The organism is Paenibacillus favisporus, assembly GCF_040545415.1.
GTDB classification, from domain to species: domain Bacteria; phylum Bacillota; class Bacilli; order Paenibacillales; family Paenibacillaceae; genus Paenibacillus_AQ; species Paenibacillus_AQ favisporus.
In genome coordinates, this window is record NZ_JBEPLV010000010.1 from 36,995 (window position 1) to 54,998 (window position 18,004).

16 protein-coding genes are annotated in these 18,004 nt (G+C 52.6%); 4 read left to right on the forward strand and 12 right to left on the reverse strand.

Annotated features, from left to right (window positions below):
* Positions 1 to 7: 7 nt before the first annotated feature.
* The 7 genes from ABID47_RS32150 to ABID47_RS32180 form a co-directional block, all read right to left on the reverse strand.
* A complete protein-coding gene (locus tag ABID47_RS32150; protein ID WP_354503162.1) occupies positions 8 to 1,684 on the reverse strand; it encodes a response regulator in 1,677 nt (558 codons plus the stop codon).
* Between the two features lie 17 nt (positions 1,685 to 1,701).
* Positions 1,702 to 2,562 (reverse strand): CheR family methyltransferase, encoded by an 861-nt coding sequence (locus ABID47_RS32155; protein ID WP_076176101.1) that lies wholly within the window; start codon positions 2,560 to 2,562, stop codon positions 1,702 to 1,704.
* A gap of 73 nt (positions 2,563 to 2,635) precedes the next feature.
* Positions 2,636 to 6,295: a response regulator gene (locus ABID47_RS32160; protein WP_354503166.1), complete on the reverse strand. Its 3,660-nt coding sequence runs from the start codon at positions 6,293 to 6,295 to the stop codon at positions 2,636 to 2,638.
* Positions 6,292 to 7,461 (reverse strand): PP2C family protein-serine/threonine phosphatase, encoded by a 1,170-nt coding sequence (locus ABID47_RS32165; protein WP_354503168.1) that lies wholly within the window; start codon positions 7,459 to 7,461, stop codon positions 6,292 to 6,294. The genes ABID47_RS32160 and ABID47_RS32165 overlap by 4 nt, the downstream gene beginning before the upstream one ends.
* 215 nt (positions 7,462 to 7,676) lie before the next feature.
* Complete coding sequence (locus tag ABID47_RS32170) at positions 7,677 to 8,021, reverse strand: YflT domain-containing protein (protein ID WP_076176109.1); 345 nt, start codon at positions 8,019 to 8,021, stop codon at positions 7,677 to 7,679.
* 92 nt (positions 8,022 to 8,113) lie between these two features.
* A complete protein-coding gene (locus ABID47_RS32175) occupies positions 8,114 to 8,626 on the reverse strand; it encodes a hypothetical protein (protein WP_145142425.1) in 513 nt (170 codons plus the stop codon).
* Between the two features lie 48 nt (positions 8,627 to 8,674).
* Entirely contained in the window at positions 8,675 to 9,178 is a 504-nt protein-coding gene (locus ABID47_RS32180; RefSeq protein WP_251679178.1) for a DUF948 domain-containing protein, read from the reverse strand.
* Positions 9,179 to 9,423: 245 nt separating this feature from the next.
* On the opposite strand from ABID47_RS32180, the gene ABID47_RS32185 reads away from it, so the two are divergent.
* Positions 9,424 to 9,588 carry a DUF1328 domain-containing protein gene (locus ABID47_RS32185; protein WP_076176112.1) on the forward strand — a complete coding sequence of 55 codons (165 nt, stop codon included), beginning with the start codon at positions 9,424 to 9,426 and terminating at the stop codon, positions 9,586 to 9,588.
* Between the two features lie 136 nt (positions 9,589 to 9,724).
* On the opposite strand, the gene ABID47_RS32190 is transcribed toward ABID47_RS32185, so the two are convergent.
* Positions 9,725 to 10,324, reverse strand: coding sequence for a hypothetical protein (locus ABID47_RS32190; RefSeq protein WP_354503171.1), 600 nt, complete (start codon positions 10,322 to 10,324; stop codon positions 9,725 to 9,727).
* Positions 10,325 to 10,549: 225 nt separating this feature from the next.
* Here ABID47_RS32190 and ABID47_RS32195 point away from each other — a divergent pair, with 225 nt between their 5' ends.
* Entirely contained in the window at positions 10,550 to 10,936 is a 387-nt protein-coding gene (locus ABID47_RS32195) for a hypothetical protein (RefSeq protein WP_251679176.1), read from the forward strand.
* A 175-nt stretch (positions 10,937 to 11,111) separates the two neighbouring features.
* Here the strand turns inward: ABID47_RS32195 and ABID47_RS32200 are convergent, their stop codons facing one another.
* From ABID47_RS32200 to ABID47_RS32210, 3 genes are all read right to left on the reverse strand, one after another.
* Entirely contained in the window at positions 11,112 to 11,945 is an 834-nt protein-coding gene (locus tag ABID47_RS32200) for a C40 family peptidase (RefSeq protein WP_116234402.1), read from the reverse strand.
* Between the two features lie 291 nt (positions 11,946 to 12,236).
* A complete protein-coding gene (locus tag ABID47_RS32205) occupies positions 12,237 to 14,084 on the reverse strand; it encodes a hypothetical protein (RefSeq protein ID WP_354503174.1) in 1,848 nt (615 codons plus the stop codon).
* A 291-nt stretch (positions 14,085 to 14,375) separates the two neighbouring features.
* A complete protein-coding gene (locus tag ABID47_RS32210) occupies positions 14,376 to 15,254 on the reverse strand; it encodes a cation diffusion facilitator family transporter (RefSeq protein ID WP_116234400.1) in 879 nt (292 codons plus the stop codon).
* Between the two features lie 185 nt (positions 15,255 to 15,439).
* Here ABID47_RS32210 and ABID47_RS32215 point away from each other — a divergent pair, with 185 nt between their 5' ends.
* Positions 15,440 to 15,625: a hypothetical protein gene (locus tag ABID47_RS32215; protein WP_076176128.1), complete on the forward strand. Its 186-nt coding sequence runs from the start codon at positions 15,440 to 15,442 to the stop codon at positions 15,623 to 15,625.
* Positions 15,626 to 15,709: 84 nt separating this feature from the next.
* On the opposite strand, the gene ABID47_RS32220 is transcribed toward ABID47_RS32215, so the two are convergent.
* Positions 15,710 to 17,335 carry an ABC-F family ATP-binding cassette domain-containing protein gene (locus ABID47_RS32220; protein ID WP_076176130.1) on the reverse strand — a complete coding sequence of 542 codons (1,626 nt, stop codon included), beginning with the start codon at positions 17,333 to 17,335 and terminating at the stop codon, positions 15,710 to 15,712.
* A 279-nt stretch (positions 17,336 to 17,614) separates the two neighbouring features.
* On the opposite strand from ABID47_RS32220, the gene ABID47_RS32225 reads away from it, so the two are divergent.
* Entirely contained in the window at positions 17,615 to 17,989 is a 375-nt protein-coding gene (locus ABID47_RS32225; RefSeq protein ID WP_354503177.1) for an OsmC family protein, read from the forward strand.
* Positions 17,990 to 18,004: the final 15 nt, after the last annotated feature.

An 18,004-nucleotide genomic window follows, 5' to 3' on the forward strand; every position in this document is an offset into this window, starting at 1 on the left:
GACACCGTCACATGGAGTTGGCATCGGAGGTCTGCAAGCCTTTGCTTTGTGCAGGAACCGGATGCTTCATCAGAATCTCCTTCACCGATTTCATATTGACCGGCTTGCTGATATAATCGTCCATCCCGGCTTCCCTGCACCGGCTTCGGATGCCTTCCATCACATTGGCGGTCATGGCGATGATCACCGGACGGTATCCCGGTGGCTGCATCTCGCGGATAAGGGCCGTGGCCTCCAGTCCGTCCATGACCGGCATTTGCAAATCCATGAAGATCAGCCGGTACACCGGATTGGCGCGGATTTTATCCACCGCCTGCCGTCCGTCCTCGGCCACTTCTGCTCTCAATCCCAGCTTGCCCAGCATGCTCACCATCAGCTTCTGGTTGACCGGATGGTCGTCTACCACGAGGATCAGCGGTTCTTCGTCTTTTGCAGAAGGCAGGGAAACAAGCAGGTCGTCGCCCATGCCCATCATGCCGTCATCCGATTCAGGCTCGCTCGTCCGGATCGTAAAGATAAACGTGGCACCCTTCTCCTCGGTCGATTCCACGTGAATGCTGCCGCCCATCATTTCAACGAGCGATTTGCAGATGGCCAGTCCCAGCCCCGTGCCCCCATATTTCCGGGTCATCGAAGAATCCAGCTGGGAGAACGGCTGGAACAAGCGGTTTTGCTTATCCGGCGTAATGCCGATACCGGTATCCTTCACCGCAAATTCGATCATGAGGCTGCCGTCTTCAGCTCTTTCCCGAAGGGACACCATCAGATAGACTCCGCCCTGATGCGTAAACTTCACCGCATTGGAGATCAGATTGATCAGCACCTGACGCAGGCGGGCCATATCCCCGTAAATGATAGGCGGGATTGCTTCATCGATAAAGTACACCAGCTCCAGATCCTTTTTCCCTGCTTCCATAGAAAAGAGGCTGAATACTTCCTTGATGCAGTTTTGCAGCTCAAACGGATGCTCCTCCATCTCCATTTTCCCGGATTCCATCTTGGTAAAATCGAGGATGTCGTTGATCACCGTGACCAGTGCGTCGGCGCTTTTGCGGATGATCTCCGTATATTCCAGCTGCTCTTCCTTAAGCTCGGTTTCCATCAGCAGATCCACCATACCGATCACGCCGTTCATCGGCGTGCGGATTTCATGGCTCATCATCGCCAAAAATTCGGTTTTGGCCTTGGCCGCGATTTCAGCCGCCTCTTTGGCTTTAATGAGCTCCTGATTGGCTTTTTCCAGCTCCTGCGTTTTTTGCTGCAGCAGCATGGACTGGGTTTTATGCTTTTTGTTGGTCAAGTACATTTCCACAAAACCTTCAATTTTGGACTTCAGAATTTGCGGGATAAACGGCTTCACCATATAATCAATCGCACCGGCTGAATAACCGGCGAATAAATGCTCGGCTTCTTTACTGTTCGCTGAAATGAAGATGATCGGAATGTCCTTCGTTTTATCCCTTGCCTTGATCAATTTGGCTGTTTCAATCCCGTCCATACCTGGCATTTGAACATCCAGTATTATCACAGCAAACTCATCCTTCAGCAGGCACCGGAGCGCTTCCTCACCGGAGGTCGCCTTCACAAGATTATATTGCTCACTCTCCAGCACTGCTTCCAGGGCGAGTAAGTTCTCCGGACGGTCATCTACCAGCAGAATATGAATCGGTTCTTGAGACCCCATGGAATCCTCCCACTTCTCTAGTTAATCTTCCTGTAGATTTTCTCCACACGATCCAGCGGTTCGTAAGAATCACTGTATTCCGTAAACTGTATCGACTCTTTTGCTCCAAGAACCAGAATTCCGAAACGGCTTAAGCTTTCATAAAACAGGCCGTGGACATGATCCCTGAGCGTGTCGTTAAAGTAGATCATCACATTACGGCAAAATATAACGTTAAACTCGTTGAAGGAGCGGTCCGTTGCCAGATTATGCTCCGCAAAGATCATATTTTTGCTTAGAAAGGGCTGGAAAATCACCGAGTTATACTTGGCGGTATAATACTCGGAAAAGGAACGGGTTCCGCCCGCCTCAATGTAATTTTTCGTATACAGCTTCATTTTCTCAATCCCGAAGATCCCCTGCTTCGCCTGCTCCAGGGAACGGTCGTTCATATCCGTGGCGTAAATCCTCGCCTTGTCCAGAAGTCCTTCTTCATGCAGCAGAATCGCCATGGAGTAGACCTCTTCTCCGGTGGAGCAGCCTGCATGCCAGATGCGGATATACGGATAGGTTCTCAGCAGGGGGACGATCTTTTTTCGAAAAGTCAGAAAGAGGTTCGGATCGCGAAACATCTCTGTGACGGGAATCGACAGATTATGAACCAGCCGCTCAAAAACGGGCCGGTGATGCAGCACCTTCTCCTGAAGCTGGGAAATATTGCTTAAACTTTCCGCGCGTATAAAATGCCATATCCGGCGCCGGAGCGACGGAATCGCATAATTGCGGAAATCGTAACCATATAAACGGTGAATGCCTTCCAGAAGAAGCTCAAGCTCGATATCTTCCCGTTCCGTCTCATCCTTTACGGGGATGTCTTGATCTGTATGCCCCAAATCCATTCTCTTTCCTCCTGCTTACGTTTGCTTCAAAGATGAAAATGTAGTGCTATTATCTATTACCCCGTTATTGCCCTTACGAATACAACCAAACCCTCATCAGGGATAATAACTGTTCCGTTTGGATCGGCTTCTTCACGTAATCGGAAGCACCGGCCTCGATACACTTGGAGCGGTCTTCTTTCATCGCCTTGGCGGTCAAGGCAATAATCGGAAGCTTATGGAACTGAGGCATCTGGCGAATTTGCCGCATCGCTTCATAGCCGTCCATCTCCGGCATCATCATATCCATCAGCACCAAATCGAACGGTTGCCCTCCGGTCAGGATATCGATCGCCTCGCGTCCGTTCTCGGCGAAGGTCACCTCCATGCCGTAATTCTCCAGAACGCTCGATAGCGCAAAGACGTTCCGGATATCGTCGTCGACGAGGAGGATTTTCTTCCCTTCAAACAGCGCTTCCCTGTTATGAAGCTTCTGCAAAATTTTACGCTTGTCCTCAGGCAAATTGGCTTCCACCCGGTGCAGGAACAAGGTAGTTTCGTCCAGAAGGCGCTCAGGCGATTTCACGTCCTTGATAATAATGGACTCGGTGTATTGGCGCAGGCGCATTTCTTCCTTGCTGTCGAGGTCTTTGCCGGTGTACACAATGATCGGAAGGTAGCCCAGGTTCTCGTCCTGCTGGATCTGATCCAGCAGCTCGAAGCCGGTCATATCGCTCAGCATCAAATCGAGCACCATGCTGTCGTAGCGTTTCTTCCGCAGCTCGCTGAGCGCCTCCTTGCCGGTGGACACGGCGGTGATGGCCACGTCATCGTGATCGATAAGCTCAATTATCGAACGGCGCTGGATGTCATCATCCTCGACGATGAGGAGATGCTTCAGCGACTGCTCGGTATACGATTCAATATGCGAGAAGGCATGCTCCAGGGACGCCTTGGTGGAAGGCTTCTTCAAGTAGGCGATAGCCCCCATTTTCAGCCCTTGCTTCACTTCATCCGATACCGAAATGATGTGAACCGGGATATGGCGGGTTGCCGAATCCCCCTTCAGCTCGCCCAGGATCGCCCAGCCGTCCATGACCGGAAGCTGGATGTCCAGGATGATCGCATCCGGCAGGTAAGTCTTCGCCATATCGAGGCCGATATCGCCCTGCATCGCCACGAGGGCCTTAAAGCCTCTCCCCCGCGCCATATCCATCAGAATACGGGCAAATTTGACGTCATCCTCAATGATGAGCAGTACCTTATCTTTATCGGCAATCCGCTCGCGGTCGTCTTCCAGAGGCTCCGCCGCGTTGATGGCGGATTCCTCTTCATCCACCATGTTCTGCGCCGGCTTGGGCAGCATCAGCTCGCTGGAAACGGCAGCCTCGTCCTGAGCGGAAGAAGACGCCTCCGGCTTCTCCTCCGTGACCGGCAGATACAGCGTAAAGCAGCTGCCATGCCCTTCGACCGATTCGACTTCGATCCCTCCGCCAAGCAGGCGGGACAGCTCACGGCTGATGGAAAGGCCAAGTCCGGTACCGCCATACTTGCGGCTGGTCGTACCGTCCACCTGCTGGAACGCCTCAAAAATCAGGTCGGTCTTATCTTTCGGTATGCCGATGCCCGTATCCTTAACGGCCGCCGCGATATATTCCTTGTTCCGGTCCAGATAACCCGGCAGGGCTTCCGGATCCGCCCGGCGGACCGTGAACACGACCGAACCCTGGCTGGTGAATTTAAAGGCATTGGACAACAGGTTGCGCAGGATCTGCTTGACCCGGTATCCGTCGGTAACGACGGAATCCGGCACATCGTTGTCCACGTGAACGTGGAGCGCAACCTGCTTCGAATTGGCCAGCGGCTTGAAATTCTGGTTGACGAAGGTCTGCCATTCCTCGATCGGCACCGTTTCGGAGTTGATCTCCATTTTGCCGGCATCGACCTTGGACAAATCCAGAATTTCATCAATCATCTTGAGCAGATCGGCGCCCGACATGTAAATCGTATGAGCGTATTCCTTCTGCTTATCGCTCAGGTTTCCTTCCTTATTCTCGGACAGGAGCTGCGACAGGATCAGCAGACTGTTGAGCGGCGTGCGGAGCTCGTGGGACATATTCGCCAGGAACTCCGACTTGTATTTGCTGGTCACCGCCAGCTGCATCGCCTGCTGCTCCAGTCTGGCCTTCGCATCCTCAACCTCGATGTTCTTCTCCTCAAGCTGCTGCATCTGCTCTTCCAGCGCGCGCGTCTTGCCGATCAGCTCGGTATTGTAATGCTCGAGCTCCTCCTGCTGGCGCTGCAGCAAATCCTCGGAGCGCTTGAGCGCTTCGGTCTGCTCCTCCAGATTTTCGTTGGAGCGGCGCAGCTCCTCCTGCTGGGTCTGCAGCTCCTCGGATTGGCACTGCAGCTCCTCGGTCAGCGCCTGCGATTCACGCAGAAGCTCCTCGACGCGAACGCGGCGGTTAATGTTATTAATAATGACGCCCAGACTCACGGTGAGTTGGGACAAGAGCTGTCTGGCCAGCTCGCTGAACGGCTCGAACGACGCCATTTCAATGACGCCGAGCAGCTCGTCTTCAAACACGACCGGGTAGATCAGCAGATGTGCCGGCTTCGCCGAACCAAAGGCCGAGTCCACTGACAGGTAGTCTTCCGGCAGCTCGGTGATAATCGGTTTGCGGTCCAAGGCGCTCTGCCCGACCAAGCCTTCTCCGATTTCGACTCTGCCCCTCGCCGAGCGTTCCCCCTGGCCGGCGTATGTTCCGCCGAGAGACAGCGTATTCGGATTTTGATCATCGTCCTGAATATATATAGCTCCATAGGCCGCCCCGATGATCGGAGCAAACTCGCTGATGAACATTTGGGACACCTGCTTGCTGGAATTGATGCCGCGAAGAAGCTCGGTGACCCGGCTCGCATTGGAATTGAGCCAGTTCTGGTCCTTCTGGGCCTGGAGGTAGTTCTGCTCCAGCTCCTGCTTCTCTTCCAGGTCTTCGGCAATCTCCTTGAACACATGGGCCACCTGGCCGATTTCATCTCTTGAGGTCACCTTAATCCGGCGTATAGCCTGGATCCGGCCTTTGGCAAAGCTGTTGATCATCATGTTCACGACGCCGAGTCCCCTCGTGATGGTGGAGATGACCCACAGAATAACGGCAAGTCCAAGCAGCAGACCGGCAATCATAATGGCGGTCGTGATTTGAACGGACCGGTTGTAGGCCGCTTTGGCATTACTGATCTGCTCATCGACCAGCAGATCCTGATATTCGGAAAGCGCATTGATGCTGTCTATCGCTTCCTGCTGGATCGGGGTTCCGCTCCCATTTCGATAGGTGTTGGCTTCGTCCATCATCCCTTTGGATAACAAGGCGGACTGCTTGTTGATATATTCCTTGTAATCCGACCACGCCTTCTGAACGCGGTTCAGCATTTGTTTTTCCTCAGGAGAGGTGGTGGTTGCATTCAGCTTCTGCAAACTTTGTTCGCCCTTGGCGATCATATCGTTGATCTGGGAAGTGCTGTTATCTGTCGCCACGTTGTGATTCAGCATCATACTCATAACGAACCTGGACATATCGTTCACTTCGCTCCGGACCCCGGTGGAATACCGCACTTTCAAATACCGGTCCTCATAGATACGATCCATTTGCTTGTTCATATAATTCATGCGGTCGTAGCCGACCACCGTCAAAGCAATCAAAATGAGCATGAGCGAACCGAAGCCGATCACCAGCTTAGTCTTCAGTTTCATTCTTCATTCGCTCCCTCTTTTAACGAAATCCAGACGAGACATTTATCGTCTTCCCGCTCCTGGGTTCCGTGGTCTTCAAAAAATGCCTGGTACATCTTCTCTTCATTCCATTCATGCGATTGCTTCAGGTGGCTGACCAAAAAGTCGACTTGTTCGTCATGATCGCCCTGAACCAGTTCCAGCAAGCCGTCGGTGTACAGCGCAATATGGCCTTCCCCTTCGTAAGACAAGGTCTGCGGATCGATGTCCATCTTGTCGAATAGGCCGACAGGACAGCATGCTTGGTCAAGCAGCAGCATGTCTCCGTTCTGTTGGAAAAATATAGCCGGGGGATGCCCGGCGTTGACGTAGTCAATCCGTTTCATTGAGGTATCCACGACTAAATAAATCGCCGTAAAATAATATTGGACAAGCTGATTTTCGATGTGAAGCTGGTTGAACCGGCGGTTCAGCTCCTGGATCACTTTCTCCGGCTCTACATAGGTCGTTACCGTATCCTTCAGGACCGACGCGATGAACATCGTAAACAGGGACGACGAAATGCCATGGCCCATCATATCCAAAAGAATGACACCGTAACGGCCGTTGCCGAGGGAATACCAGGCATACAGATCACCGGCAAGCTCGGCGGAAGGCTGATAAATGGCGTGGACCTCAAACAGCTCGTCCTCAATAGCGGGACTCAGCACCGCGTTCTGAACCAGCGCAGCCAATCTCAGCTCCTCCTGGATCCGCTGATCGCGCTCCTTATGCCAGTCCTTCTCATGTTTGAGACGGAGTGCCAGGCGGATCCGGGCCATCAGCTCCACTTTGTTGATCGGTTTGGTCACATAGTCGACCGCTCCGGCATCCAGCGCCTCGGCTAGCTTTTTGGAATCTCCCACCGCCGTGACCATGATGATCGGTATATCCTTGAGATGCTCGTTTTTCTGGATCACCTGACAGGCCTCGATCCCATCCATTTCAGGCATCATCATATCGAGCAAAATCAAGTCAAAATCGGACGCCTTCGGCTGACCCTCTTTGGCATAGCCTTCCGCTCCCAAGATTTCAAACATTTCTCTTGCCGATGAGGCTTTATCGATATCCCGGTAGTTTTCTTTCTTTAAAATCTCCCGGATGATTATGACGTTAGTCGGATTGTCATCAACAATTAATATTCTCATAACCCTCTCCTTACGATCCTATGAAATTGTTGAAATCTCTATTTATATACTATATACCATACCGTGTGAATATTTCAGCATCTAAGGTCTATCAGTCGTTGGAACTCGGGGCATGATATCCCACTTGTTCCAAAAACATAGATAAGGAATGGGAAGCGTTATCCCATTCCTTATCTATGTTTTTGACATGCATCTGTATGCGGGAAATACCGGTCTCATGCCTTTTTGGCAACCACCAGCACCTTGCCCAGATCCAGTTCCTTTTCATAAAATTGAGCCTCAGCCTCCGTGAAGCCCAGCGACGTGATTTTGGCCCGGAGCTCGTCTCCGCGTGAACGGAACAGATTAGCAAGAGCATCAAACATGCCTTCTTCTTTAATGCCAACCTCACTTGCCCCTGCCGTGTCCGCAATCCGGTCGGTCCGGTCGCCGTCATGGGCCAGTACGAAAATATCATCGTACACATAACCCGCGCTGCGCAGCTGATTGACTTCTTCCACCGCTTGGACGCCGTTTTCCACAACTTTCGCAAATGATTTGGTATTGGTTGATGAATTCATCGTTCTCACTCTCCTATTCTTTGTTGATCCCGTACATGTTCTAATTAACCTCTGCGGGTATCGTTGAAACGCCGATTCCAGGAAACGGCGGGTTATTCACTCGCTTGGTCAAAAAAGTCGACTCCCGCGAGCCTTCCCGTTTCCGGATCCGTGTAAACCTTGACGGCATGGTGTCCGCGAAGGTAGACGTCACCATCCTCCGCACGGAACTGCGGCTGCCCTAAAGCATCGGCAACCCGGTATTTGCTCAAAGGGATCCAGGAACCGTTGATTTGCATCTTCCCTGCAGCCGCTCCCACATGGACGTAGTCCACGATGCCGTCGCAGAGCACGACCGCCGCATCCTGGTAGACGTAAGCCGAGCAGCCGGTGAACGGATCGGGCGTCACTTTCAGCGGCTTGCCCTTGTGGGCGAGGACCTCCTGCTTGGTATCGTTCAGGGAAACCCCGTTCATCGTATCAAACGCGCTAAAGCGATCAGGGGTTTGCTGGACGGCCTGCCGGACAGTCTGGGCATTCGCCGTATGGCCCGGGTCAGGCTGGGCAGCGGACACGAAGGACAAGGGTGACAGCATTCCAAGCAGCAGCGTAATCATTTTCAACATGATTCTCATCCTTTCTGTTGTCAATGGATCCAGCCTGAGCCATAGGTCCTACCGGCGCAGTCTCTGCCAGACCGTCGCGGCGGTGTCGATCCACTTCACCACGTTAGCCGCAGGCTTGGCCTTTGCTCCCGTTTCATATACAGCCGAATAGGACTCAATCGTGCGCTCTTCCGGCGTCGACGCGGAGGCAAGCATGTGCCGCGGACGGGAGTCTACCTGATGTTTAGGCTGCTTGAACTTGTGAATCAAGGTTGTGGAAGCCTGTTTCGCAGCCAGGGTTAACTCGCTGAGCACTTCACCCAAGTTTTTCACCGAATTCATGACCGGATCAATCTGTTTCATCTTATGCTCGACATCCGCCGTAATATCGTTGGCGTGCCGGACGATTTGCTTGATCTCATAGCTGAGTTCGTCGATCGTCTGCTGAACCTCCTGCAGCGTTTGCGTCGTCTTCTCGAGCGAACTTTTCGCGGCTAGCAGCGTTTTAATGAGATAAACGACCAGGACCGCAAAAGCGACCGCGATTAACGCGACACTAAGTGACATAATCATGTGCATAACCTCTCTTTCTTGTCTCTTCAAGATGCCTTCCATGCTTCCTGTAAGGCTCGCTTAAGCGTTAGTTACCCTATCGCCCAAATGACGAAACAGCGCCGTTTTTTACCAAAGGCAGGGCTTGTTTCATTCCCCTTGGGCCCGGTTAAGTATGACTACGAGGGTGAACGGGACCCGCTGGTTTATCGGCGTATGTCCGGTCATTTATCGCCCAAACTCTACAGGAAAGAAAGGTGAGCAAGATGTTGAAATGGTCGATTATCTTCTTAATTATTGCGATCGTCGCCGGAATCTTCGGATTCTTCGGAATCGTATCTGCGGCGGCTACGATTGCCAAGGTGCTGTTCTTCATTTTCCTGGTTCTCTTTATCATCTCCCTGTTTACCGGCCGCAGCCGAACGCCTTAACGGTATAAGGGCAGCTGATACGAGAAGACGAACAAGCCCAAAGAGATAAGAAAAAGGTTAGAATGAGCAAAAAAACCAAGCGGTCCTTCGGATAGAAGGCGCTTGGTTTTTTTAATGCCCGCAATCTTTTGTTTCATTAAAAGAGCGACGGCAGATCCAGCCAGTTCAGCTTGAACGTCAGCTTGACGCCATCATCCAAGAACTGAACATCGTCCACTCTAAGGATGTCCGGCAGGTGCTCCTTGAGCGGCACGGAAAGGGTGCCTAGCCCCCAGGTCTCCGCCGGGACGCGGATCGACTTGATCCTCGTGGATTCATGCTTCAGCACAATGACGCTGCCGTCCGCATCCATCGTGAAGGTCAGCTCAGCACCAAAAGGGATAAACTCCCACTTGCCGTTAATATCCGCCGTAACCTCCTGCCCATGGAACCGGAACTCGGCTCCGGTAACGGTAACCTGCGGGGGCATATCACCCATGTGCTTGATGAGCTCTTTCTTGGCCAGCTCATTCAATTCCTCGTTGTTCAGCGTAATTTCCGGTTTCTTCGTCTTCAGCATCTGCATCGCTTTATCCTGGATATTCAGATCCGTATAGTTCAAATTCAGTTTGCGGTCCGGAGCGATGTACCAGATCAGCACGCCGGCGGCGATAATGACCACGATGATGATCGTTGTTATGAACCGAAACAAAAACTTCCCCAGGCGCATGTCCGCCCCCTTTCTGCCGAAAAGCAAGTTCACTCCACCATTCGGCGCATTTCTAAAGTTTTATTTTTGGCCTATTTCAAAAGCAGGCAGCCGGGATTTTTGGTACCATCCTCCCTGACGCTTCTACCATATTTATGGTAAACTAAAACAATCTTTTTTTCTACGATCTACTAGATAACTTGGTTCAATTGTCTGTAAGAGGGTTATTTGGATAGTGTAGAAGCATACTATATCCAAGGAGGAACACAGTCTATGAAAAAAATCATCACTATTGCAGCAGCACTCGGATTAATGGCTTCCATGGGAACCGCAGCGTTCGCGGACAGCGCATCCACAACGTCCACAACGAACAGCACTCCGTCCACCACGACTTCGGTCACAGGCTCGTCGGAAACGGTTGCTGAACCTACCAAGCTGGTACCTGAGCCGATCATTTCGGCAGGAGAAGAAGTAACAACGCCTACGGTGCCTCTCATCCTGACGGTAAATACACCGTTTTACTTTGAGCCCGGCGGTAAAGTCGCAAGCGTCCTGGCCCCGCAAGTGGTGGACACTACAGGCAACCGCGTTGGATCGCTCCTCGGTGAGTGGGTGGAAGTTTACACGTGGCTCGGAACGGCCTGGATTCTCGTAAAATAAGACATCCAAAAAGCAACATGCCAGTACTAGAAAGAACTAAGGGTTTTACTAACGGGTGTCAGCGTCATTTAGTTCCTTCTACATAGAATATCATCAAACCTCCCGTACAGCGAAGCCTTTGCGGGGGACGACAAAGGACCGGAGAATTCTCCGGTCCTTTGCATTTACGCGGCCTTTATTTCAGAACGCTGCCACCGTACAGAAATCTCAGCTTCCAAGAGTTGCTGAAATCCGATACCGTAACGCCGCCAGCCTGATTGGAGTAGGTATGCAGCAGTTTGCCGTCGCCCAGATACACCGCTACATGGGTAATCCGCTGGCTGGACTTATCAACGCCTTGATAGGCGGAAGCGCTGGATCCGCGGTAACTCATAAAGAACACGAGATCTCCCCGCTTCAGCTGGTCCGTGCTGTATACGGCTCCGCTGTGTTCCTTCACCCAGGAGCCCTGCTGTCTGGAATCTGCCGGAAGCACAACGCCTGCAGCCTCTTTGAAGATTTGGCGGGTAAAATCCGAACAGTCGAACGTGGTCGTCGTATTCCGGTTGGAACCAAACTCGTAAGGGGTTCCCAGATACTTCATGCCGGTCTGGATCACCTTTTCGATCATGGCATTCGTATTTTCCGCGGAGACGGGTGGTGCCGCTTCAGAGGATCCGGTACTTGGCTGGGATGCCGAACCAGTGCCCTTAACGGCTATGTATTTTTCGCGGGTGCTGACGTAGCCAACCTTGCCCGACGAAGTTTTCACTTTATAATAATAAGCCGTGCTTTTCTCCAAAATCTGCACGGTCTCTCCTTTTTTCACATAACCGAGCACGTTGCTGGACAGGGAAGGCTTGTCCCGAAGATTCACCGAGGCCTGGATAACGCCGACCTGGCCCTGTGCCTGAACCTGGCTGGATGCCGACGCCGCTTGAGCCTCATGTCCGGTCGGGATGATGACGGCTGCAGAAATGGCAGCGGATAATAGCAGGCATCCGAGTAAGCTTTTCTTGATGTTAATCATTTCATTCCTCCTTGAGATGTCTGAGTCGCTTGTAGAAACCGGGGAACGCCGGCCTGCTTAGCGCTTGCTCTCATTATAGGCAGGAGGATCGAGAAACCGCATGGCCCTTTTTACACAAATAAACACTCCAAATGTTGGTATAAAACAGGTCTATGGTCTTAAATACGCCTGGTCCCTGGAAATCAGGGAACATTAAGGAAATGCCTGCAGCGCCCAAATAGTAGAACAAAGCCGGCCCTGCTCAGACCAGCCTTGTTCATCCATGTTTCCACCAGACGAAACTTTACACGATTATTCCTCTACTGAATTCTCCAGATCCTTCCCGCTATCCGTCCCGCCTTGATCCGGAAGGTCATTTCCGATTGGAGCAGCAGCGCGGACGACCTGGACAGAGGCCATCGTTATGCCTGCCCTATATTGAGCAGAGATCTGGGTCAAGCCCGGCTTATGACCGATCAGATTTCCTTCCCCGTCCACCTCAGCGACTTCCGGATGACTGCTGCTGAATTGAACCTGCTTGGTAATATCCGATCTCGTCTTTGTCAAATAGTCATGCAAAAAAACCTTGATATCCAGCGTTGAACCTTCCGAAAGCGAGTATTGGGACGAATCCAGCTCGAGATAGCCGTTCAGGGGATCATACTCCCCCGTATCTTCCGGCAGCACAGTCACGTTCAATCTGGCGGTATAGCCCTCGTAAGATGCTTCCACATAGGTGTTCCCCGGCTCCTTTCCCGTGAGCCGGCCCAATGCGTCGACTTCGGCAATCGCAGCGTCCCCGGAAACGTAGACCGCGGCGTTGGACAAATCGCTTCGGGTTCCGTCGTCATATACAGCTTGCAGCACAGTGGAGACGCCGGAACCTGTTTTCAATCTCTTTTCCTTTTCCATAAATGCGATGCCTGTCATCGTTCGCTCAGCAGGCGGCTGATCCGCCGGCGGCGTGAGCTTCATCAGCTGGAATTTTCCTCCATCCCCCCGCTGAACGGTTCCCGGGAAAATATAACCTCCGTCCGGCGTTCCCGATGCGGTACCGACCCTGTAGATCGGAGGCCCCTTGAACAATTCCCTGCTGATCAACTCTCCGTTCCGATCAACGCTTAACACGCTATACTGATGCTTCCACTCTGAGCTCCAGTCCAAGTATGTAACATGTTCCCCCAGCATCGCGTAGCCCTCTTCCGTCCGGACCAGACGATTGAAATTCTGAGAATTGGCACCATCCGGATATGTTTTCTCCCATTGCACCTGTCCGGTCAGATCCGTCTTGGTAAGTACCGGTACGCCGTTACCGTTAACGGATTTACGGCTCAAGATCATATAGCCTCCGTCCTCGGCCGGAATGACCGAGTAGGCAGTCCAGCCGCTGCGCGGCTCGACCGATTGCTTTGACCACACCTCTTTGCCTTGATCATCGATCTTCATCACCAGCATCGCATCATGTTCTCTCGATTCATAATCCACCATACCCGCATGGCCGACAGCGATGTAACCCCCGTCGCTTGCGGGAATCAGATCGGTTAAATAGTCGCTTCCCGAAAAATTGTACTGATTGTACCACAGCGTATTCCCATTTTGATCGATCTTGGCGATATAAGCTCTGTCATAAGCAACCCAGTGGACGATCCCGCTTCCGGCGATCAGAAAGCTGCCATCCTCCGTCTCGACGATGGCTTTCGGGTTTTGATCATACCCCTGTGCATCCAAGACCTTCTGCCACACCACATTCCCCGATGCATCCAGCCTGATCAGGAACAGCTGCCGAATCGGCTCGAACTCTTCACCCGTGTTCCCCACGATGAGGTAACCCCCGTCCTTGGTCTCAATAGCCCGGTATGCCGTACTGGACCCCCAGTCATAATAAGCCAGCTTCTGCTCCCATTCCACCTGCCCTTCTCCATCCAGCTTTACGATATAGGCCTTTTGAAATGAGTCATAGATATCGCCCAGGGCTAGATAGCCACCGTCTGACGTAGGGATGACCCCCTCCCCGCCGGAATAGCTTCCGTAATCCCTGGACCATTCAATCGCCGACCGCGTCGGTTCGGCAGCCGCAAGGCTGAATCCGGGCCACATCCCAACCATTACCAGCAATCCGGCAGTGCAAGCAGTCCACAATCGCCAAAACGTTCTGTTCACAGCCTTACCCCTTTCCATCGTAAGCATGATTTGACGCAGGAATTTGTAAAATCCCTCCATCTATGTCATTATTCATCGAATTTCTCCAACTGGATATCCCACAAACCTCATAATTACCTGCTACGTTGGAACCGTTTTCCAATTTTTATTTTCACGCTTCGTCAGACCCATAGCTGAGACAATTTTTCGGAAAGGCAGCGGGCGGACGCAAAAACAGCCACAATGCTTATGCACTGTGGCTGTTCACCGAAGCTTATCAAGAACACGGGAGCTTTTCACAGGAACCGGCCTTCACAAGCTTTTCTCCCGAGGCTCCACGTGGACGTGGACGTTCATAATATTATGAATCCTCTTCATCCGCTCTTCGATCTTATCGCTGATGGCATGCCCTTCGATCAGGCTGAGGGTGGGGTCAACCACAATGACGACATCGACCAGGACATGATTGCCGTGAACCCTGGCCTTCACATCGTTGATGCCTTCAACGCCGGGTGTTTTGGCAATGGTGCCCCGCAGATCGCGGAGTTCCTCCTGATCGAACCCGTCAGTCAAGCGGTAGGTGGAATCGCGGAAAATATCCCAGGCCGTCTTGCAGATCAGCAGACCTACGGCAAACGCCGCCACCACATCCAGCCATGGCAGGCCGAACTGTGCCCCGACAATCCCGACCGCCGCCCCGATACTGACCAGCGCGTCGGACAGATTGTCTTTGGCGGCCGCCATCAAGGCCTGGCTCTTAATCTCCTTGGCCAGCTTTCTATTATATAAATAGACGAACAGCATGCATACAGCGCAGACAGCCGCCACACCGGCCGACCATAAATCCGGCGAGGCTTCTTTGCCCATAAACAGGGATTTGACCGCCTCCACCAGCACCTGAATACCGACTATGCCCATAATAAACGAAGCGATCAGCGATGCCACCGTCTCCGCGCGAAAATGACCGTACGGGTGGTCTGAGTCCGGCGGTTTCTGCGATATCCGCAGGCCGATCAGCACGGCAGCCGATGCCACGATATCGGTCAGATTGTTAAACCCGTCTGCAAGCAGGGCGCTGGACGCAAAGAAGTAACCGCCGACCAGCTTGCCCGCGGAGAGGATCAAATACGCCGCAATGCTGATCCAGGCGCCGCGTTCCCCTTTTCGGATATCTTCATAGATATGATCCAAGTTCGTTGGCCCCTTTTCACCGTTTCATGCCCAAAGGCACTTTTTTATCCTAGCAAACGAAAGTCGTGTGGGTCTAGAGAAACATAGTTGCTTATGTTCAAGAGGTTTTGTCTCTCCCATCTCTTGTGGGGAGCCGCAAAAACAGCTAGAATAAGGACACAACCCCAAAGGGAGGAACCCTACCCATGACGGATAATCAGGACGCCAAAAAGGTCAATTTGGCCGACGCCATCCGCGCGAAGCTGGAGCAGAAGAAGCAGCAAAACAAGGGCGGCAAGCCCGGCGGCTTCCAAAGCAATGCCCCGCATGCGATGAAGAGCCAAAACACGAAAAAGCCCAACAATCAGCGCCGCCGCACTGGCGGGTCCTAAACAAGCCACGAGCTTTACGGACAACACAAAAAAGCTGCCACCCCCGCTTAAGGGAATGGCAGCTTTTTTTCATCGCTTGAAGTGTTAAACTTCCTGCGGATACATCTGCTCGCGCAGCGCCTTGATTTCATCGTTTTCCAGATACTCGTCGTATGTCATGACTTTGTCAATGATGCCGTTCGGCGTAATTTCGATGATCCGGTTGGCGATCGTCTGAATGAACTGATGGTCATGCGACGTGAACAGGATCGTTCCGTCGAAGTCGATCAGCCCGTTGTTCAGCGCGGTGATGGACTCGAGGTCCAAGTGGTTCGTCGGCTCGTCGAGGAGCAGCACGTTCGCGCCGTTCAGCATCATCTTGGCCAGCATACAGCGCACCTTCTCTCCCCCGGAGAGAACGCTCGCCTTCTTCAGTGCTTCTTCGCCGGAGAACAGCATCCGGCCCAGGAAACCGCGCAGGAACGTCTCGTCCTGATCCTTGGAGAATTGGCGAAGCCATTCCACCAGGTTGAGGTCCACCCCGTCAAAATATTCGGAGTTGTCTTTCGGGAAGTACGCCTGTGTCGTCGTAACGCCCCAGGAGAACTCGCCCGCGTCCGGCTCCGCCTTGCCCATCAGCACTTCGAACAGCATCGATTTCGGCAGTCCGTTCGGGCCGACAAAAGCGATCTTGTCGCCTTTGTTTACGACGAAGCTCAGCTCATCCAGTACCTTCTCGCCTTCAACCGTCTTCGTGAGGCGGTCTACCGTCAGCAATTGCTTGCCTGCTTCACGCTCCGGCTTGAAATGAAGGAACGGATATTTCCGGTTGGAAGGCCGGATATCGTCCAGCGTAATTTTATCCAGCTGCTTCTTCCGGGAAGTCGCCTGCTTGGATTTGGAAGCATTCGCGGAGAACCGCTGAATAAATGCCTGCAGCTCCTTGATTTTCTCTTCCTTCTTCTTGTTGGACTCGCGCTGGAGCTCCAGCGCCAATTTACTGGATTCGTACCAGAAGTCATAGTTACCCACGTACAGCTGGATTTTGCCGAAGTCGATATCCGCGATATGCGTACATACCTTGTTCAGGAAGTGACGGTCGTGGGATACGACGATGACAGTGCCTTCGTAGTCCATCAGGAAGTTCTCGAGCCACTGAATCGATTCGAGGTCCAAGTGGTTGGTAGGCTCGTCGAGCAGCAAATTGTTCGGACGGCCGAACAGCGCCTGTGCCAGCAGGACGCGGACCTTCTCGTTGCCGGAGAGCTCCACCATTTTCTTGTCATGCAGCTCGCGCGGAATGCCGAGGCCGATCAGGAGCGCGGCCGCGTCAGGCTCGGCGTCCCATCCGTTCAGTTCGGCGAATTCGCCTTCAAGCTCACCCGCACGAAGTCCGTCCTCCTCGGAAAAGTCAGCTTTCGCATACAGCGCATCCTTTTCCTTCATAATGGTATACAGACGGCTGTGACCCATGATGACGGTTTCCAAAACCGGATACTCGTCGTATTCAAAATGGTTCTGCTTCAGCACCGCAAGGCGTTCGCCCGGTGTCATGTGAACCTCGCCCTGGTTCGGCTCGATTTCGCCGGAGAGGATCTTGAGGAACGTCGATTTGCCGGCTCCGTTGGCGCCGATCAAACCGTAGCAGTTGCCTGGCGTAAATTTTATATTTACATCTTCAAAAAGTGCGCGTTTTCCGTAACGGAGTGTCACGCCGCTTGTACTGATCATGAAGTATTACCATTCCTTTCGCTAGTAGGCTTCAGCACATTATAGCATAAATCAACGTGCGTTCGAAGCCCATTTCATAATAGAAGGAACAAAGTATAGCCCGCGGATTCGGCCGAGCCCGGGTATTCATTCCCCTACCCGGACGTTTGTCCTATCATTGCCTATCTCTATCAATATAATCGTTTTTATCTATTTCTATTCCCGCTAGCGCTAAGAGATAATCAAAAGGACCCCAAAATGGAAGGATGGGGACCATTTCCACATGGGAGGTGAATGCCCTTGGTAACGTCAACCAACGGAAGCGAGCTCTATATGACGGAGCTCTGTAATGGTACGGTGGCCATTCAGGCCGATGTCAGCCCCGAAAAAGGCGGCAGCGGCAAGCATTTCCGCCCACATGACCTGATTGAGGCCGGCTATGCGGCTTGCCTGAATATCACGGCACGGATGGTATTGGAGCGGCTGAACCTGCCCTATGAAGAAGTCCGGGTGACGGTCGAATTGCAGCGCAGGGAAGAAGCGACGGCATTTCATTACCGCATCGACATCTCCGGCGAGCTGGAAGAAGCGTCGAAGCAAAAGGTCCTCCGCTTAGTAAGGGAGTGCCCGGTATACCAAACGTTGTCCAAACCGCTCGAATTCACCATGGTGTAAGGGTCCATGCAAAAA